Here is a 19,721-nt window from a genome sequence, read left to right as displayed (position 1 = left end):
TTCATCCGATTATGATCAGACCTCAATTTCTGCCGTATCGCCTTTTTCTTGCAGCCAGTTACGACGATCTTCCGAGCGTTTTTTAGCCAGAAGCATGTCCATCTTCGACATGGTTTCTGTGTAATTATCATCATCGATAGTTAACTGAACGAGGCGGCGAGTATTTGGATCTAACGTCGTTTCACGCAATTGCGGCGGGTTCATTTCACCCAGTCCTTTAAAGCGCTGGACGTTTGGTTTACCTTTTTTACGGCTTAATCTATCTAGGACCGCATTTTTTTCGCTTTCATCGAGTGCGTAGTAAGTCTCTTTACCTAAATCAATACGATATAGTGGTGGCATTGCCATATAAACATGCCCCTCTTTGACCAATTTAGGGAAATGGCGCACAAACAAGGCGCACAACAATGTAGCAATGTGCAGTCCATCGGAGTCCGCATCCGCAAGGATACACACTTTTCCGTAACGCAGCTGCGAGATATCTTCGCTATCCGGATCCATACCAATTGCCACGGAAATATCGTGTACCTCTTGGGAAGCTAAGACTTCATCCGAAGAAACTTCCCAAGTATTGAGGATCTTACCACGTAGAGGCATGATCGCTTGATATTCACGATCACGGGCTTGTTTTGCTGATCCACCCGCCGAGTCCCCTTCCACCAAGAACAATTCGGTCATCGACAAATCTTGAGAGCTGCAATCTGCTAATTTACCCGGTAAAGCCGGACCACTCGTGAGTTTCTTACGCACCACTTTTTTTGATGCGCGAAGGCGACGTTGAGCACTTGAGATGGCCATTTCCGCCAGTTGTTCTGCAACTTGGACATTTTGGTTGAGCCATAAACTAAAAGCATCTTTCACCACACCGGAAACAAACGCGGCACATTGGCGGGAAGAAAGACGTTCTTTGGTCTGCCCCGCAAATTGTGGATCTTGCATTTTTACAGATAAAACATAGGCGCAACGATCCCAAATATCATCCGCAGATAATTTCACGCCACGCGGCAGAATATTGCGGAATTCACAGAACTCACGCATTGCATCTAATAAGCCTTGGCGTAAACCATTAACGTGGGTACCGCCTTGCGCTGTTGGAATCAAGTTAACATAGCTTTCTGTTAGGAGTTCGCCGCCCTCTGGTAACCATAATAGTGCCCATTGTGCCGCTTCAACTTCAGCAGAAAATTCACCTGTAAATGGTTTTGCAGGCAAAGCTTCAAAACCATCCACTGACTCCATTAAATAGTCAGTCAACCCGTCGCTATAGCACCAGCTTTGCTCAGTATCATTGAGCAGATCCTTAAACGTAATTTGTACGCCAGGGCATAAAACAGCTTTTGCTTTTAAATTATGGGTTAAACGAGAAACAGAAAAACGTGGGCTATCAAAATAGCTTTCATCTGGCCAAAAATGAACACTGGTTCCGGTATTACGTTTGCCACAAGTGCCAATGACTTGTAAATCTTCAACTTTGTCGCCATTTTCAAACGCAATCTGATAAACCTGACCATCACGGCGCACAGTCACTTCAATACGTTTTGATAACGCATTGACCACGGAGATACCTACACCGTGCAAGCCACCTGAAAACTGATAGTTTTTGTTGGAGAATTTCCCCCCCGCATGAAGCTGCCCTAAAATTAACTCAACGGCAGATACCTTCATTTCCGGGTGGATATCAACAGGCATACCTCGCCCATCATCAATCACTTCGAGGGATTGATCTGGGTATAAAATCACTTGGATGTGTCCTGCGTGCCCTGCTAAAGCTTCATCGACACTGTTATCAATTACTTCTTGAGCCAAATGGTTCGGTCGGCTGGTGTCGGTATACATGCCAGGACGACGGCGAACAGGCTCCAAACCACTGAGAACTTCAATGTCCTCTGCGTTATAACTAGATTGAGTCATGTTGTCATTCTGCGGTAATAGGTGATTAATTGAACTATATCCTAAATAATTCAAGGTGATTGGGTATGTTCAATCAGTGAGTTACTGTTGATAATAACAGTGTATTGGCGTTTTCGCACTATTTCTCTGCGTTATCAACCAGAGACAAAAAGCGAATGATCTGCGGGAAATAGCGTTCAAATCCTACAAATGCATGATCCCCATCCGGTTCCACCGTTTGCTTACACTCTGAAAGATAGGCAACGGCTTGGCGATAATCAAGTACCTCATCCCCCATTTGCTGCAATAACCAAAGTAAGCTTGGTGACTGTATCTTTTCAAGATGCAAAGCCTTCAATTCGTCCATGTGCTTAGGTTCGAGCAAATATGTTTCGTGGGTATACGGATTGGTATTTTCCCCAAGATAATCATTAAGCAAATCAAACGGGCGCACTGCTGGGTTAACTAATACCGCAGGAATTTGGTAGCGCTCAGAAAAATAAATCGAAAAGTAACCACCTAATGAAGAGCCCACTAAACCGACTTTTTCATGCTGGTGTTCTGCAAGAATACCATCGAGTAAGTTGGCAGCTTCCTGTGGGTAATTAGGCAGTTGAGGGACTACCATATTGATCTGTGGATAATGCTCCGCCAACCACTGCTTAAGATTATTTGCTTTCTCAGACAGTGGCGAACTATTAAAACCATGAATATACAGTAAAGTAGCCATTAGTAACCATCAGAATCAAAATCGGGACTAAACGCCTGAGTATTTAGACGATGAACTTGGGTTTCAATCACTTTTTCCCCATTTTCATTAACCGTCAACTCAAGATAACGCCAGCCTGGAGCTACAGTATCTAAAGCAAAATTGGTGCAGTGCGGTTTAAATTGTACACAAGTTGATGGTGTCGCTAACAAGCGGATACCATGCCAGTTTTCATCCATTTCCTGATGAATATGCCCGCACAACATCGCCTTCACATTAGGGTAGTTTTTGAGGTAGTCCGCCAAAATATGCGAATTTCGCAAACTGTGCTGATCTAGCCACGTGCACCCTGACGGTAATGGATGATGGTGTAGCATAATCAGTGTCGTGCGAGTTGGTTGCTCATCTAAGCACTGCTGCATCCACTCTAATTGCTGCTCAGAAAGCTCACCGTGCGCCACATCTTGTAATTGGCTATCTAACATTAAAATTTGCCAGTCATCACCAATAAAAACCTGCTTAGCACTTGAGATTCCCGCTATTTTCAAGGTTCCGACCATTGCAGGTGGGTAATCGTGATTGCCCGGAAGCCACACGCAAGGCGCAGGAATACGCTCAATCCCAGCCGCAAAATGTTGATAGGCTTTAGGGGATTGGTCTTGAACGAGGTCGCCTGTCGCGACAATTAAATCGACAGGTAAGTTTTGTTCTGCAATCGCATCAAGTACCGCCTGATAGCTTCGGTAAGTATTGATCCCTAAAAGGGTGTTTTCCGTATCAGCAAAAAGATGCGTATCAGTAACTTGTAAGATTCTAATAACGTTAGGGTTATTAGCAGTCACTTTAAGCTGGCTGTCCAAAGTATTCCTTTATCCTTAAAAATAGCGCTAAGTATTATCACCTAAATCGAGAAGTGCATAGGTCTCTGATTTTAACCTAACTATTCACTTAATATCTGCTAATCAGCACACACTTCATTAGATTAGTGGTTATTTAAATCGGTTTCACCCATTTTTCATGCAGTTTTTGGTGATGAAGTTGTAGCCATTGAATGGCAATCACTGTCGCCGCATTGTCAATTTTACCCTCTTCAACCCATTGATAAGCTTGCTCTCTGCTCACCACATGCACGCGGATATCTTCATTTTCTGACGCGAGACCATGAATCCCTTTTGCTTGAGAACTATAGACTTCACCAACGAAAACATGAATACGTTCGCTGGTTCCTCCTGGGCTCGATAAATAACTTACTGATTTTTCGATGCGTCCAATGGTCAGTCCCGCTTCTTCTGTTGATTCGCGGCGCACAACGTCTTCAGGGGATTCATTTTCTTCTATCATTCCCGCGACTATCTCTAGTAACCAAGGTGTTTCACTTGATTCAAATGCAGGAAAGCGTATTTGTTCAATTAATACGACATTATCCGTTTGAGGATCATAAGGAAGTATTGCGCCTGCATGCCCTCTTTCAAATACTTCACGAACAATCTCTTTGCTCCATCCGCCTTCAAATAATCGATGTTTGAATCGATACTCAATCATTTGAAAAAAACCGTTAAATAATTTACGCTTAGATATAATTTCAATATCATTTTTACTGTATTTAATCGGATTTTCGATTTTATTATTCATTGATATTCTCCTAATCCCTTCATTTTTATACTAAGAAAGATGACAGGATTAAATCAGTTTTTAAGGTTTTTTAACCTTAGATGAGGTAATGTTTAAACTAATTAGGACTAAATGGCACAAAAGGCTACCGTTATCGGTGCCTCACCTCTGTTACAATGTGCGCCATTATTCAAATTTATGAGCAACAATAGGGTCTGTTTTGAGAACGGTCTCTCTTTTCAGAGTTCCAACTGCCTATCATTGTTCAATAACATGATAAGTTTTAGATAACAGGCTCAACATAATTTGCTGTTTAATCAAGGAATCCAAATGAAGAAACTGCTTCCCCTTTTTATTGCGATGAGTTTTGTGGGTCTCAGTGCTAATAGTTATGCAGAAGATTTACTTCAGGTTTACCAAAAATCCAAAGAAAGTAACCCTGAGCTCAGAAAATCATTTGCTGAACGTAATCAAGCTTTTGAAAAAATCAATCAAGCACGTAGCCCACTGTTACCGCAACTTGGTTTAGGCGCTGGAGCAACTTATGGCAGCGGTTACCGTGATGCAAGCAACACTGAGAGTACTGGTCTTAATGCATCATTGAAATTGACCCAAGTTGTATTTGATATGTCAAAATGGCGTCAGTTGGATATTCAAGAGAAAACAGCTGGAATTTCTGATGTTACCTACCAAACAAGCCAACAACAGCTCATTTTAGATACAGCAACTGCATATTTTAACGTATTAAAAGCGATTGATGCGTTATCTTACATCCAAGCTAATAAAGAAGCTGTTTACCGTCAATTAGACCAAACAACTCAACGTTTTAATGTTGGTTTAGTGGCAATCACTGACGTGCAAAACGCCCGAGCAAACTATGATAGCGTTATTGCACAAGAAGTTGCGGGTCGCAACGACTTAGTCAACGCAGTCGAAAAACTTCGCCAAGTTAGTGGTGTTTACTATAGCCAATTAGCGTCTTTAAATATCGACCGTTTTAAAACAGCAAACCCAGACAATGTTGAAGCCATCTTAAAAGATGCAGAGCTGCGTAACTTAAGCCTTCTTAGTGCACGTTTAGCACAAGACGTTTCGCGTGAAAACATCCGTTTAGCAGAAACAGGTCATATGCCAACTGTAGGATTAGATGCATCGACTAGCGTTGCAAACACCTACAATCATGGCAGTGGTTATGATCGTACCGGTGGCGCAAGCAACAATTATAACGGTCAAAACAGCATCGGCTTAACATTAAGCCTCCCACTCTATTCTGGCGGTGCTGTAAGCTCACAAGTTGAACAAGCACAATATGGTTTCCAAAGTGCAAGTGAGCAGTTAGAAAGCGTTTACCGTAACGTAATCCAATTAGTACGCTCATCCTATAACAACGTAACGTCGTCAATCAGTAGCATCAACGCATATAAACAAGTTGTTGTGTCTGCACAGAGCTCATTAGATGCGATGGAAGCTGGCTACCAAGTGGGTACTCGTACTATCGTTGATGTGTTAACAGCAACAACTGCGCTATATCAAGCGAAGCAAAATCTGTCTAACGCTCGTTACGATTATATGATTAACCAACTGAATATCGAATTTGCACGCGGCACATTAAACGAAGATGATATCGCTCGTTTAAATGCTAGCCTAGGTAAAGAGATTCAAACCTCACCTGATAGCATTATTCGTAACTCAACAGCACCAAAAATCAAATAATCATTTGGTTCAGTCAGTTAGATAGCTCGCCCAGTGGCGGGCTATTTTTTTACCCTTATCACCCAAGAGCTTATTTGAAAATAACGCGAAATTTGTAGTTCTCTAGATAATGAATAACTTATTGCATTATTTATTCAATCTATCCTTAAAATTCAGTCAATTCTGACTTATGTTAATTGCAACATTAATTAAAAAATCACCATAATTAATTTATTGATATCAAAGAAAAATAAGAATTGCTTGGCGTTAGATTTAACCAACATTCTATAAAAATGGAATCAATATCGCTAAATCCATCATTTCCCATTATTTGTGCAGCATTTGTACTTTAATTTTTATCTTATATCCCCTATTCTAGAGGCAATATCTCGAACCTCTTACTTATTATTTATTCAAGGTAATTACCATGACCATGAAGCGCACCAAAAATATTAATCAGAACGCCTTCCGTAAGTCTTGGCGCTCATACCGTTTAGCACCTGTTGCTGTGGCAGTGAGTGCTGTATTTATGCTGTCTGCATGTGAAGAGAGCGATGAAACAGTTTCTCTGTACACCAACGCACAAGACTGTAGCCAAGCCAATCCCTCTCAAGCAGAGCAATGTACTCTTGCGTATAATAACGCACTGAACGAAGCTGCAAAAACAGCACCAAAATATGCCACTCAAGAAGATTGCGTTGCGGAGTTCGGTGAAGCGATGTGTACTCAAGCACCAGCTCAAGCAGGCATCGCAGGTACAAGCACACCAGCAGCCGGTGAGCCAGCTGCTCAACCACAAAGCAGTGGCAGCATGTGGATGCCATTAATGATGGGCTACATGATGGGCCGTATGATGGGCGGTAGCGCACCATCTCAACCACTGTTTAGCTCTAAAAACCCAGCCAGCCCAGCAAATGGTAAATTTGTTGATGCGACGGGTAAAAGTTATGGTCCAGCCGTTGCTGGCGGTCGTTCAATGAGCGTACCAAAAACGGCTATGGCACCAAAACCAGCGACTACCTCCACCATTACTCGTGGCGGTTTCGGTGATACAGTCAACAAACAAGCGACAGCGCAACGTTCATCTTCGTCCGCAAAATCCAGCTCATCCTCTTCCCGTTCAATGGGTGGTTGATAAGTAATGAAACGTGTTCCTATTGTAGAGCGTCCTAACTGGCGCGAAAAAGCGGATGAGTTTGGTTTTCACTTCCACACTATGTACGGAGAACCGTACTGGTCTGAAGATGCCTATTACCAATTCACGCTAGCACAAGTTGAAGAAATTGAAGAAGCTACCGCTGAAATTCACCAAATGTGTTTAAAAGTGGTTGAACGCGTTGTTGAAAGCGACGAGTTACTCGCTCGCTTCCAAATTCCTAAACACTGTTGGGAATTTGTCCGTAGTTCGTGGAAAAGTGAGCAGCCTTCATTATATTCCCGTCTCGACTTAGCTTACGATGGCGTAAATCCACCGAAATTACTGGAAAATAACGCAGATACACCAACGTCACTGTATGAATCAGCATTCTTCCAATGGATTTGGTTAGAAGACCAAATCGAAGCTGGGAAACTGCCAGAAAATGCAGACCAGTTTAACAGCATTCAAGAGCAGCTGATTGAGCGTTTTGGTGAGCTTAAAGATCAATACGGTTTCCGCTTGCTACATATGGCTTGCTGCCAAGATACCGAAGAAGATCGTGGCACAGTGCAATATCTGCAAGACTGTGCAAACGAAGCTGGCGTAGCGACCGAATTTCTATATATTGATGAAATCGGATTAGGCGAGAAAGGCGAATTCACCGATACACAAGATCAGGTCATCAGTAACCTGTTCAAGCTGTATCCATGGGAATTTATGCTCAGAGAAATCTTCTCAACCAAGCTGCAAGATGCGGGTGTACGTTGGTTAGAACCAGCCTGGAAAAGTATTATCTCCAATAAAGCGTTGCTGCCAATGTTATGGGAAATGTTTCCTGATCATCCAAACTTGTTACCAGCCTACTTTGCGGATGGTAACAAACCAGAGCTTGAAAGCTATGTGATTAAACCGCTATTTTCTCGTGAAGGTGCGAATATTCGCGTCATCGAAAATGGCAAAGAAATCGCTTCTGCGGATGGTCCTTATGGTGAAGAAGGGATGATTATCCAGCAATTCTACTCACTGCCAAAATTTGAAGGCAGCTATACATTGGTCGGAAGCTGGTTAGTTAACGACCAGCCTGCGGGGATCTGTATCCGCGAAGATAAGGAATTGATTACTCAAGACTTATCCCGTTTCTATCCGCACATCATCCTCGACTAATTCACTATTAGCTTGGTAAAACAGCATCAAATAAACAAAAAGCGGCGACGAAATATTTCGTGCCGCTTTCTTCTTTCGCCATTCGACTCATTAACCGATTTGTACTGATAACATACTCAATGATGCCGAAACAATTCCTTCAACAGGCGTGCTAATCACTTCTTCACCATCCCATGTACCTAAGATAGGTAATATAGGTAAAAAATGTTCCGGTGATGGATTTGATAACTGACCATCTTCACGCTCTAACCCTGTTGTCAGCGGGTGTGGCTGCTCATGACTTCTCAGATTTGCATAAACAAATTGCTCAAACGAAATTGCCCAAGGGTAAGGTTCTGCATGTGAATTTTGCCAATCCATTGCACGTAAATTATGGACAACGTTACCACTCCCCATAATCAAAACCCCCTGCTCTCGCAAGACTGCTAATTTTTTACCTAGCTCATAGTGCCACGATGCAGGCTTAGTGCCATCAATACTCAGTTGCACGACGGGAATATCGGCTTGCGGATACATGCGCACTAAAATTTCCCATGTGCCGTGATCAAGTCCCCACTCCTCTTTATCTTGATGAATTGGCTCTGGAGACAGTAATTCAGCCACCTGTTTAGCCAGCTCAGGAGAGCCTGGTGCCGGGTACTCTATTTGGTATAAAGCTTCAGGGAAACCACCAAAATCATGGATCGTTTTCGGTTTAACCATCGCCGTGATCGCCGTTCCACGGGTATACCAGTGTGCTGAGATCACCAAAATCGCACGCGGTCTAGGCAAAGTTTTACCCAGTTTTTCCCATGCTTCAGTGTACGAATTATGGTTAATCGCGTTCATCGGGCTACCATGACCGATAAATACCGCGGGCATTCGATGGGTTAAGTGTTGGTTATTTGTCGACATGATGACCTCAATTCCACAAAAAGGATAATGAGTATCAGCATACCCTTTTTTATAAAAAACACAGTGGGGGAATTATGAGAATGATCATCAAAAAATTTGAAGAGGCCACAAAGGTGTGCAACTTTGTGGCCGATGACTCTATAGGCAAAGCGTTTTAAAAACTTAGCGAATTAGCTCGCTTTTTTTTCCAACTGAAGACGATAGCTAGCTAAGTCCTCAATGGTGACAACTGTCATGTTGTGTTCACGAGCAAACTTCACCACATCTGGCGCACGCGCCATTGTGCCATCATCATTGGTCAGCTCACACAGTACTCCAGCAGGTTTGAAACCGGCTAATGTGGCTAAATCAATCGAGGCTTCTGTATGGCCACGACGTGTTAATACACCACCTTCACGACCACGTAATGGAAATACGTGACCAGGGCGGTTAATATCCGCAGGCACTGCATTATCCGCAATCGCCGCTTTGATAGTCGTGATACGGTCTGCCGCAGAAACGCCGGTTGTGACACCTTTCGCAGCTTCAATTGTGACCGTAAAACCCGTTTGGTTTTGGCTGGTGTTTTTTTCCACCATCATCGGAATATCAAGCTGCTTACGGCGTTCTTCCGTAATGCATAGGCACACAATGCCGCTGCTATAGCGAATTGTCATTGCCATTTGCTCGGCGGTCATGGTTTCTGCTGCAAACACTAAGTCACCTTCATTCTCACGATCTTCATCGTCGAGAACTAAAATGCCTTTGCCTTGGCGCAGAGCTTCGATTGCATTTTCAACACGCTCGGTTGGATTACCGAATTCGGAAAGTAGCGTCTGATTCATGGTAAAAACCTTCTTTAATTAACAATATTTGAGTTACCAGAACCAGGGCAGTCTTAGGAGTACGAGAAATGAATAAACACCACGGTCTACTAGCCGTTTAGCTATTCAATATGTAGAACAGTGTTGTACCTAAAAGATACAAACATGCAGATACAGTGATTCTCTCCCATCCGGACTATAACCGTCGGCTCCAGATTCACACTGGATCTGCTGACCTTTACTATCCATGACAATAATGCCAAAGATAACAAAGCGCTCGCGGGCTTCATGCGCGATGCATGTTACCGCCGGTGGGGACTTTCACCCCGCCCTGAGATTACGCAATTAATATAACTCCAATAATCCAATGGCGCAACGAACAAACGATAAACTGAAGACTTACTCACACTTTTCGCCAATAAAAACAAGATGAAACAGCACGTTTCTATAATAATAGAAGAAGGTGGTTTATTCATAACGCTGCAGGTATTACACTACCCCACATTATTTATTTTGAAACTGAAGGACCCGCGAATGCTCGATCCGAAAAAAATTGAACAAGTTGCCCGCCAAATTCAAGGTGCATTACCGAAAGGCGTGCGTGACTTAGGTGAAGACTTTGATAAAAAGCTCCGTTCACTGTTGCAATCTCAGCTTGGTAAATTAGATTTAGTCAGTCGAGAAGAGTTTGATATCCAAACACAAGTTTTATTGCGCACTCGTGAGAAACTGATGAAAATGGAGCAGCGTGTCAGCGCCCTTGAAGCTCGTTTCTCAGATGAAAAAGTGATTGAAGAAAAACAAGAAGATTGATTCAGTCACAAACAAAAAAGCCTAACTTCTGTACACATTTAAATGCAGACAAAAAGTTAGGCTTTTACTGATACCAACTAATGCTTAATTATTTGGTTTTCATAATATTTTTAATGATATTGGTGGTTGAAATACCATCTTCGAAATTCAGCACCATCACTTGTCCACCCGCAGCCCAAACTTCCTTGCTTCCGGCAATTTCATCTGGTTGATAATCCCCGCCTTTTACTAAGATGTCAGGCAGAATTTCTGAGATCAAACGCTGCGGTGTATCTTCCTCGAATGGCACAACCCAATCCACGGCACCTAATGCACCCAACACAATCATACGTTGGTCTAATGGATTAACTGGACGAGTCTCCCCTTTTAAGCGGCGAGTCGATGCATCGCTGTTTACCGCAACAATTAGTCGATCACCGAGTTTACGGGCATTCGCCAGATATGAAACATGACCCGCATGGAGAATATCGAAACAGCCATTGGTCATCACCACGCGCTCACCACGCGCACGCGCATCGGCAACGGCTTGCTTAAGTTGGCTTTCAGTCATAACACCGAAACCATTTTCCGCGCGACCACGGATCGCATTTTCCAATTCAATCGGGGATACTGTTGACGTCCCTAATTTACCAACCACAACACCAGCCGCCGCATTCGCTAGCGCACAGGCTTCATGCAATGGACGACCTGATGCAATCGATGCCGCTAACACGCCAATCACCGTATCCCCCGCACCAGTAACATCAAACACTTCTTGCGCTTCGGTCGGTAAATGTAATGGAGCCTCATTACGACGAATCAAGCTCATTCCTTGCTCTGAACGCGTGATTAATAATGCAGATAGCTCCAGAGATTCAAGAAGTTGCATCCCTTTTTCTTCCACATCTTTATTATCTTTGCAACGCCCAACAATCGCTTCAAATTCAGACATATTTGGCGTTAGCAGCGTCGCACCACGATAACGCTCAAAATTATGACCTTTCGGGTCGATAAGAACAGGAACGCCAGCCTTATTCGCCAATGCAATCATCTTCTCAACTTCTGCCAATGCCCCTTTCGCATAGTCAGATAACACTAACGCACCAATGTGAGGCAACGCTTGTTCGATGCGTTCCAGCATTGGCTGAGCATCCACATTTTCGAAACCTTCTTCAAAATCGAGGCGGATAAGCTGTTGGTTGCGGGATAAAACGCGTAATTTAGTAATGGTTGGATGAGTTGGGATCGCCACGAAATCACAGCGTACATTCACGCCATTGAGATTCTCGGTGAGCGCTTTTGCTGCATCATCAATCCCTGTTAATCCAACCAAACGGGAGTTAGCACCAAGGGAAGCAATGTTCATTGCCACGTTAGCTGCACCACCAGGACGCTCTTCAACCATGGTCACTTTAACAACCGGAACCGGTGCTTCAGGTGAGATTCGATTAGTCGGTCCATGCCAGTAGCGATCTAACATTACATCACCAACAACAAGTACACCTGCTTGCTTATAATCAGGAAGGGTTACTTTCATCCCGCACTCCAGTTATGAAAAGAAAATCTACAATTAATTGCCGCCAATACTACCATATTGCACGATATCGCCTAAATAATTTGCTACCTAATCAATTACTCCAGCCATTTTCGCCAACTGGCTAACACCAGCGCTCGCTGAGTCACAAATTGCTGGCTCTCTACGCGGCTTGGTAAAGATTGCAATGCAAGATGGTGCAATTCATTACGCATCGTCACATACGCTTGTGTTAAGCCATAAGCCTCTTCTTCTGGCATAAAATCGTACTGCGCCATTAATTCAAAGATGCGTACATTGTCTGACCAACGGGTTAAAGCCGGATTCTCTGTTGCAAAACGCAATACTAAATATTGAGCAATAAATTCAATATCCGTGATCCCACCAGGATCAGCTTTTAAATCAAACTCATTTTCCTGATGACTGCCCAAATGCTGATGCATCTTCACTCGCATATCTCGCACTTGTTCACGCAGCACATCGGGCTCTCGTGGTAAACATAAGGTTTCATGGCGGATTTGCGTAAATTTCTGTTGCAATGAACTATCACCGAAAACCATACGGGCGCGGATCAGCGCTTGATGTTCCCACGTCCAGGCATCATTTTTTTGGTAATCATCAAAAGATTGAATGGTACTGACTAACATCCCTGACTCACCGGAAGGTCGAAGACGTGCGTCCACTTCATAGAGCACCCCTGAGGCTGTTCGGGTACTGAAAAGATGAATAATGCGTTGTGCGACACGCAAATAAAATTGTCGTGCGTCAATGGAGCGATCCCCTGTAGTGACCACATTCATTGGGCAATCAAACAGAAAAACCAAGTCTAAATCAGAACTGTAGCCCAGCTCCCATCCACCTAATTTACCGTAGCCTAAAACGGCGAATCCGTACTGTTTTTCATCAAGCTGAGCCAGATGAGCCGGTTCTCCGTAACGCTTCGCCATTTTTTGCCAAGCTTGATGTACCACAGCATCAATAATCGCCTCAGCCAGATACGTTAAGTGATCACTCACTTTCATGACAGGGAGCACCCCTGAAATATCTTCCGCAGCAATACGCAATAATTGCGCCTGTTTAAATTGGCGGAGGGCTTCTAATTGTTGCTCTTCATCATCATCCGGCACCCGCATAAGATATTGACGTAATTCATCTCGATAAGCGGTCAGTGGTAATGGCTGATACAGCGATTGCGGATCAAGCAATTCATCTAATAATAGTGGATGACGAGCGAGCTGTTCTGCAATCATCGGGGATGCTGCACATAGTCGAATAACGTGGGTTAACACCTCATCAAATTCGAGCATCAGTTCTAAGTATGTTGTCCGGCTAACAATACTTAACAATAATGGTGTAATGCGCTCGATAACTCGCCCTGCATCTTCACGCTCCCCAACTTTTGCCAGTAATTTAGGCATTAATTCATCAAGAACATCTCGACCTCGGGGACCGATGGTACGCTTATTGAGGTCGTGTCTGAACAGGTTAATGCCGTGGATCATTTTCTCAGCGACAAATTCATCTTTTGACGGTAGATAACTAGCAAGTTCTTCTTTAGAAAGCTCACTTTGCCACAACGTGATGTAGGCTTCATCGCACTCTTCTGCACGGTCTTCTTCATCATCGCTGCCAATTTGCTCTGCAAATATCTGATGCACTGAGGTCATCATAGCACTGAGCTGTTGGTAAAATTCAGACCAACTAGTGAATCCCATTCCCCATGTTAAACGCGCCTGATTTAAGGCGTCATCGGGTAATGTCTGGGTTTGTTGGTCATCAATGCTTTGCAATAAATTCTCCAATCGGCGCAGAAAAATATAGCTGTTTTGGAGCTGAATTACTTGTTGAGATGGCAAAAGTTCAAGTTCTTCAATCCCCTGTAATGCGGCGAACAAAGACTGAGACTGTAAAACGGGCTCTCTCCCACCACGAATCAACTGGAAAACTTGGGAAATAAACTCAATCTCACGAATACCACCAGCACCTAACTTGATGTTATTGATTAATCCACGACGGCGAACTTCCCGCTCAATCATGTTTTTCATGTTGCGCAGGGATTGAATCACACTGAAATCAATATAGCGGCGATAGACAAACGGACGTAATAATTTACGTAGCGTATCGGCATAATGAACGCTGTCAGGTCCCATAATACGCGCTTTGACCATCGCATAGCGTTCCCAGTCACGACCTTGTTCTTGATAATAATCTTCTAGGGCTGAGAAACTAAAAACCAATGGACCGCTGTCACCAAAAGGGCGTAAACGCATGTCAACACGATAGACAAAACCATGAATGGTCACTTGGTCGAGAACTCGAATCAGTTTTTGTCCAAGACGCGTAAAAAATTGCGCATTATCCAGCTCTTTGCGCCCACCTTGGGTCACACCGTTTTCTGGATAAGCAAAAATCAGGTCGATATCAGACGAAAAGTTTAATTCTCTGCCACCCAGTTTTCCCATTCCCAGCACTAATAATGGCTGGGGATTTCCAGCTCTGTCACAAGGTGTTCCCCACAATTGGCAATAGGTTTTATATAACCAATCCCGTGCTGAGACGATCAAAACTTCAGCCAGTTCACTAAGTTGCACAATCGTCTCGCGTTGGGAACAGATTTCCAACGTTTGCATCCAAGCTATGCGCACTAACATATGATGACGAAAAGTACGCAGAACCTGCATCAAATGATCTTCATCAGTTACGCCTGCCAGCGTTTCTTCCAGCCAGTCTCCATAATATTTCCATTCATCGCCCATCGGAGGTTGAGTGCGAATCTGTTGTAAAAATCGAGAATAGGTAAGAACCTGTTTCAACGCAAAATCACTGAACGCTAAAAAATTCAGCTCATCTTCACTTAATGGGAGCAATGCTGAAGAGAGCTCCGAAAATTGACGAATAATACGTTGATGTTGGTCTTGCAAAAGTTCGGCAGAAAGCGGCATAGATTCAGTACCTATTCGACATCGGTATATGTTAAGGCGGTTAACCACTGAATAAAGGCTAATTTACATTTTAGCCATTGGCTACTGTAACAAAAATCTTCTGCACTGATCGTCTCGTCAGTCACATCCAAACGTAATTGTTCTAGAGGAAGGTCATGCACAAAATGCGGTGCCGAGTTTTGATAATGCACTAAAAATGCCTGAACAAAGCGCAAGAATTCACTTAATCCATGACAAGCATGTTCACCACCAGATAACCAATATTGCTCATGCTGCTGGCACAGTTGCTGCATGTGCAGCAATGATTTTTCAATAGGTTGCTCTTCATAATCAAACACGGATTCAGGGCGAACTAACGGTGCTGGTTCACTCATCAATAAGGAGTACCCACGGGCAGCTTTGCTCAGTGACGAAAGACTAAGACCATCGATATCAGCGAATTTTTTCGCCAAATTAAGCACATCCGCCACAAAACCTTGTTTTAGTTCCAATTCAAACTCTTGAATCGGGATATCTTTAGCCCCTGCTGAAACTTCTCCTTGATCAAATACAATTTCAATCTCGCTATCTTCAAACTTCACTAACCACTTTTCACGAGTAAAGTTTGTACTAAACAAAACTTCTAGCTCTGATTCAAGCTGCGCCAAATCGGTGCCTTCCGGCCAAATCTCAGCGGGAAATGCAGAGAGGTTGATTTCAGGAGAATCGATTTCCACATTGTATTCTGGGCGCTGGTGTAACCCACTGATCACTTGACCTGCCGTTTTAATCGTCATTTCATAATGACCATCACAACCACGGATCCGTAGCCCCATATCCCATTGACGAAGCTGTCTTGTCTGTGTGTCAAAATAGATATTGGTCAGTTTGCGAGGGGCAAAATGCTGAGGTGAAAGTGTTGAAATACACTGGCGAACAGCATCAATAGCAGAACTCTGAGCCGCTAACTTGAGTTCAACTTCTATGTGGTTCATACATTTCCTTATTTAATAATTTCACTGCATCCATATTACCCCAATCCCTGATAGCAGAGAAAAGAAACCGCACAGAAACCAAAAATTCCATGCAATCCCTCCCTTTTAGAGAGTTATTTCGATAACGCACTGAAAAATTGAATTATCCAGTGACTTAGGAAGGTTCTCATTCTTATTCAACATTTACACAACTCTAAGCTTTAACGTTTGCACCAATAGGCTTTACTTATTAATATTTAATTAATAAGACACTCATTCACCCTAAAAAGATCACAACACTATGCGAAAAATTCCACTTTTATTTGTCTCAATCATGGGGTTAGGCCTTTCAATCACAGCAAACGCTGAAACACGCTACGTTTCTGAAGATTTATCGACTTATGTCCGTAGTGGTCCAGGCACCAACTACCGTATTGTTGGCTCGCTGAATGCAGGTGAATCTGTTGAACTGATTTCAGTTGATAATAAATTTGCCCAAATTAAAGATGGCAAAGGCAGAACGGTTTGGATACCTACAGATCAACTCAGTGACATCCCGAGTATGAAAAGCCGTATTCCTCAGCTAGAAGCTGAGAACCAAAAGTTACGCCAACAATTAGATAATATTGATAATACTTGGAATACCCGCACCGCAGACATGCAGCAAAAAGTGGCGGATAATGATAGCGAAGTTCGTCAGTTAAAAGCTGAAAATGAAAAACTGAAAAATGAGCTTATCAAGGCAGGTAAGAAATTAGATATTGCTGAAGTGAGTCTGGATGACCGTCGCCGCGAATTGATTTTACAGTGGTTTATGTATGGTGGTGGCGTTGCTGGTGCGGGCTTAATTCTAGGTTTGCTGCTGCCGCACATTATTCCTCGTCGTAAAAAACGTAATGATGGCTGGATGTAAGAGAATTTAAATGAAAGTCTATCTCGTCGGTGGTGCGGTACGCGACAAACTACTGGGATTACCTATCTCAGATAGAGATTATGTGGTGGTAGGTACTACGCCAGAGGCGATGCTAGCCAAAGGTTTTCAACAAGTTGGTAAAGACTTTCCTGTCTTTTTACATCCCAAAACCCATGAAGAATATGCCCTTGCCAGAACTGAACGAAAAATCGGTTCTGGCTATACTGGATTTAGCTGTTATAGCGCGCCCGATGTCACCATCGAAGATGACCTTCTACGCCGTGATTTGACCATTAATGCCATTGCTCAGAGCGACACTGGAGAACTAATCGACCCTCATCATGGCGTACGCGACCTCAAAAACCGTGTTCTTCGCCATGTTTCTGATGCGTTTTTAGAAGACCCTCTGCGCGTTTTACGCGTAGCACGCTTTGCCGCTCGCTATTATGCACAAGGCTTTCGAATTGCTCCTGAAACGATGTTTCTGATGCAATCCATGTCTGAATCCGGTGAGCTCTCTCATCTTACGCCTGAGCGAGTTTGGACGGAAACACACAAAGCGCTCATGTCCAATTCGCCACAAATCTATTTCGAGGTTTTACGCGAGTGTGGGGCTCTTGCCATCCTATTCCCTGAAATTGATAACTTATTTGGCGTTCCAGCCCCTGAAAAGTGGCACCCTGAAGTGGATACTGGCATCCATATTTTGATGGTGATGCGTGTTGTGGCAACGTTATCGAAAGATATTGACGTTCGTTTTGCTGCACTATGCCACGACCTGGGGAAAGGCCTAACGCCTAAAGCCGTTTGGCCAAGCCATCCACAACATGGTGAAGCAGGGATCCCTTTGATCATCGATTTATGCGAACGCTACAAAATTCCGAGTAGCACCAAAGATCTCGCCTGCTTAGCTGCAAAATATCACGATATGATCCATGTAATTAATAAGCTTAATGCGTGCGATCTCGTTGGTATGTTCGATGGATTAGATAGCTGGCGTAAGCCTGAACGTATTTTACAGCTCGGCTTGGTGAGCGAAGCCGACGCCAGAGGTCGAGGTGGATTAGAAACACAAGCCTATCCCCAAGGGATATATTTACGCCAATCCTATGAGGTTGCCAAAGCGGTTGCTGTCAAATCAATTATTGAGCAAGGTTTTCAAGGCGCGCAAATTCGAGAGGAACTCACAAAACAGCGGATTCACGCCGTTGAAGAGTGGATAAAAAACCAACAGGTTATGGTTCAAAGATAAAATGAAAAATATTGGCGGTACTGACCGCCAATATCCACGAGGCAATCCCCATTAGCTGGTTTTTGTACCACGCTCAATCAGTACGCCCATGTTAGCAGCACGAGCAACAGCCCCTGGCTTAGATACTCGGATACGTACCCAAGGCGTGAAAAATTCATTCAGCAGAAGTTGAGCAACCTCTTCAGCAACTCGTTCAACTAATCCAAACTTATTCTGTTCTAAATAGCTAACAATGCGTTCGCTAACATCTGCGTAATTCAAGCACAATTCAACATTATCGCTCATCGCGGCCTGTTTATTGTCCCATCCCATTTCGATATCGAGCAAAAGTTTTTGTTCTATATCTTGTTCCCAGTCATATACACCAATGGTGGTGATGACTGATAATTGTTCAATAAATACGATATCCATCACGTCATTTTCTCGTTTATGTGCTGAATTGATACCACTTCAGGAAAAATGTGCGTATTATCCAAGACTGAAGTGAATTACATATAAATAGCTTAAACCGTTTTTGGAGTTAGTTATGAGTGCAATCGCGCTTGGCATGATAATTTTCGCCTATCTCTGCGGATCAATATCGAGTGCTATCTTGATCTGCCGTCTGGCAAGATTACCCGATCCCCGTCAACACGGCTCGGGTAACCCCGGTGCAACTAACGTCTTACGCGTCGGTGGTAAAGCCGCCGCAGCCTCAGTACTGATCTGTGACGTACTGAAAGGGATGATCCCTGTATGGCTTGCTTATTATTTAAATGTGCAACCATTCTATCTTGGCTTGGTCGCGATTGCAGCCTGCCTTGGACATATTTATCCCGTTTTCTTCCACTTTAAAGGCGGAAAAGGCGTTGCCACCGCATTTGGTTCTATTGCCGCTATTGGCTGGGATCTCTCTGGGTTAGTCGCGGGAACATGGCTGCTCACCGTATTACTTAGCGGATACTCGTCACTCGGTGCGATTGTTAGTGCACTACTCGCCCCCTTCTATGTCTGGTGGTTTAAGCCAGAATTCACGTTCCCTGTAGCCATGCTCTCGTGCTTAGTGTTAGTCCGTCATCATGCAAATATCCAACGCTTATGGCGTGGGCAAGAGAGCCGGATTTGGCAAAAACTGAAAAACAAAAAACAAAAGACCGCCAAAGAGATTGCTCAAGAACAACGTGACGATCATGATGAATAATCACTAAACATGAGCTATAAAAATCACCAACAATAAGGGCTAATTTTTAGCCTTTTTTGTTGTGACTAACCCGCCTTTTACATTCAGCCAAAATCCACTCTATTATCAAAAATTTCCCCGATTTTTTACTTCGCTCACTCACAAAATCTCACTTATTTTTGTACGTATTTACACCTACGTATAACTTAGCGCACACTTTTAAAAAATAGTTAAAAGATTGCAAATTTATTACTAATGAATAATTAAAAACTGTC

The 19,721-nt window shown here is 43.4% G+C and carries 17 protein-coding genes and 1 riboswitch; of the genes, 7 read left to right on the top strand and 10 right to left on the bottom strand.

Annotated features, from left to right (window positions below; genetic code table 11):
• Positions 1–15 precede the first annotated feature (15 nt).
• The 4 genes from parE to nudF all read right to left on the bottom strand — a co-directional run bounded on the left by parE (position 16) and on the right by nudF (position 4,231).
• Positions 16–1,911: a DNA topoisomerase IV subunit B gene (gene parE / locus PROVALCAL_RS10380; RefSeq protein ID WP_006659200.1), complete on the bottom strand. Its 1,896-nt coding sequence runs from the start codon at positions 1,909–1,911 to the stop codon at positions 16–18.
• A gap of 118 nt (positions 1,912–2,029) precedes the next feature.
• Positions 2,030–2,620 carry an esterase YqiA gene (gene yqiA, locus PROVALCAL_RS10375; protein WP_006659199.1) on the bottom strand — a complete coding sequence of 197 codons (591 nt, stop codon included), beginning with the start codon at positions 2,618–2,620 and terminating at the stop codon, positions 2,030–2,032.
• Positions 2,620–3,459 (bottom strand): 3',5'-cyclic-AMP phosphodiesterase, encoded by an 840-nt coding sequence (gene cpdA / locus PROVALCAL_RS10370; protein ID WP_006659198.1) that lies wholly within the window; start codon positions 3,457–3,459, stop codon positions 2,620–2,622. Before cpdA ends, yqiA begins: the two co-directional genes overlap by 1 nt.
• Before the next feature lie 133 nt (positions 3,460–3,592).
• Positions 3,593–4,231 carry an ADP-ribose diphosphatase gene (gene nudF / locus PROVALCAL_RS10365; RefSeq protein WP_006659197.1) on the bottom strand — a complete coding sequence of 213 codons (639 nt, stop codon included), beginning with the start codon at positions 4,229–4,231 and terminating at the stop codon, positions 3,593–3,595.
• A 309-nt stretch (positions 4,232–4,540) separates the two neighbouring features.
• Here nudF and tolC point away from each other — a divergent pair, with 309 nt between their 5' ends.
• The 3 genes from tolC (at position 4,541) to PROVALCAL_RS10350 (ending at position 8,204) form a co-directional block, all read left to right on the top strand.
• Positions 4,541–5,923, top strand: coding sequence for an outer membrane channel protein TolC (tolC, locus tag PROVALCAL_RS10360; protein WP_006659196.1), 1,383 nt, complete (start codon positions 4,541–4,543; stop codon positions 5,921–5,923).
• A gap of 406 nt (positions 5,924–6,329) precedes the next feature.
• A complete protein-coding gene (locus tag PROVALCAL_RS10355) occupies positions 6,330–7,037 on the top strand; it encodes a DUF1190 family protein (RefSeq protein WP_006659195.1) in 708 nt (235 codons plus the stop codon).
• Positions 7,038–7,043: 6 nt separating this feature from the next.
• Positions 7,044–8,204 carry a glutathionylspermidine synthase family protein gene (locus PROVALCAL_RS10350; RefSeq protein WP_006659194.1) on the top strand — a complete coding sequence of 387 codons (1,161 nt, stop codon included), beginning with the start codon at positions 7,044–7,046 and terminating at the stop codon, positions 8,202–8,204.
• Positions 8,205–8,294: 90 nt separating this feature from the next.
• Here PROVALCAL_RS10350 and ygiD read toward each other — a convergent pair whose 3' ends face one another.
• Together ygiD and ribB are read right to left on the bottom strand one after the other, a co-directional pair.
• A complete protein-coding gene (gene ygiD, locus PROVALCAL_RS10345; RefSeq protein WP_039861851.1) occupies positions 8,295–9,098 on the bottom strand; it encodes a 4,5-DOPA-extradiol-dioxygenase in 804 nt (267 codons plus the stop codon).
• A 170-nt stretch (positions 9,099–9,268) separates the two neighbouring features.
• A complete protein-coding gene (ribB, locus tag PROVALCAL_RS10340) occupies positions 9,269–9,922 on the bottom strand; it encodes a 3,4-dihydroxy-2-butanone-4-phosphate synthase (RefSeq protein ID WP_006659192.1) in 654 nt (217 codons plus the stop codon).
• A gap of 154 nt (positions 9,923–10,076) precedes the next feature.
• A riboswitch (FMN riboswitch) is annotated at positions 10,077–10,244 on the bottom strand.
• Positions 10,245–10,435: 191 nt separating this feature from the next.
• On the opposite strand from ribB, the gene ubiK reads away from it, so the two are divergent.
• A complete protein-coding gene (ubiK, locus tag PROVALCAL_RS10335; RefSeq protein WP_006662951.1) occupies positions 10,436–10,714 on the top strand; it encodes a ubiquinone biosynthesis accessory factor UbiK in 279 nt (92 codons plus the stop codon).
• 88 nt (positions 10,715–10,802) lie between these two features.
• On the opposite strand, the gene hldE is transcribed toward ubiK, so the two are convergent.
• The 3 genes from hldE to PROVALCAL_RS10320 form a co-directional block, all read right to left on the bottom strand.
• Positions 10,803–12,230: a bifunctional D-glycero-beta-D-manno-heptose-7-phosphate kinase/D-glycero-beta-D-manno-heptose 1-phosphate adenylyltransferase HldE gene (hldE, locus tag PROVALCAL_RS10330; protein WP_006659190.1), complete on the bottom strand. Its 1,428-nt coding sequence runs from the start codon at positions 12,228–12,230 to the stop codon at positions 10,803–10,805.
• Between the two features lie 95 nt (positions 12,231–12,325).
• A complete protein-coding gene (glnE, locus tag PROVALCAL_RS10325; protein WP_006659189.1) occupies positions 12,326–15,169 on the bottom strand; it encodes a bifunctional [glutamate--ammonia ligase]-adenylyl-L-tyrosine phosphorylase/[glutamate--ammonia-ligase] adenylyltransferase in 2,844 nt (947 codons plus the stop codon).
• An 11-nt stretch (positions 15,170–15,180) separates the two neighbouring features.
• Positions 15,181–16,143: a CYTH domain-containing protein gene (locus tag PROVALCAL_RS10320; protein ID WP_006659188.1), complete on the bottom strand. Its 963-nt coding sequence runs from the start codon at positions 16,141–16,143 to the stop codon at positions 15,181–15,183.
• A gap of 280 nt (positions 16,144–16,423) precedes the next feature.
• Here PROVALCAL_RS10320 and PROVALCAL_RS10315 point away from each other — a divergent pair, with 280 nt between their 5' ends.
• Together PROVALCAL_RS10315 and PROVALCAL_RS10310 are read left to right on the top strand one after the other, a co-directional pair.
• Positions 16,424–17,035, top strand: coding sequence for a TIGR04211 family SH3 domain-containing protein (locus tag PROVALCAL_RS10315; RefSeq protein ID WP_006659187.1), 612 nt, complete (start codon positions 16,424–16,426; stop codon positions 17,033–17,035).
• A 10-nt stretch (positions 17,036–17,045) separates the two neighbouring features.
• Positions 17,046–18,287, top strand: coding sequence for a multifunctional CCA addition/repair protein (locus tag PROVALCAL_RS10310; protein WP_006659186.1), 1,242 nt, complete (start codon positions 17,046–17,048; stop codon positions 18,285–18,287).
• Positions 18,288–18,338: 51 nt separating this feature from the next.
• On the opposite strand, the gene folB is transcribed toward PROVALCAL_RS10310, so the two are convergent.
• Positions 18,339–18,698, bottom strand: a complete 360-nt coding sequence (gene folB / locus PROVALCAL_RS10305; RefSeq protein ID WP_006659185.1) for a bifunctional dihydroneopterin aldolase/7,8-dihydroneopterin epimerase — start codon at positions 18,696–18,698, stop codon at positions 18,339–18,341.
• Between the two features lie 115 nt (positions 18,699–18,813).
• On the opposite strand from folB, the gene plsY reads away from it, so the two are divergent.
• Complete coding sequence (plsY, locus tag PROVALCAL_RS10300) at positions 18,814–19,467, top strand: glycerol-3-phosphate 1-O-acyltransferase PlsY (protein WP_006659184.1); 654 nt, start codon at positions 18,814–18,816, stop codon at positions 19,465–19,467.
• Positions 19,468–19,721: the final 254 nt, after the last annotated feature.

Source organism: Providencia alcalifaciens DSM 30120, from assembly GCF_000173415.1.
Classification (GTDB): domain Bacteria; phylum Pseudomonadota; class Gammaproteobacteria; order Enterobacterales; family Enterobacteriaceae; genus Providencia; species Providencia alcalifaciens.
Note: the sequence above shows the minus strand (reverse complement) of the source record. Positions and strands in the feature narration are given on the sequence as shown.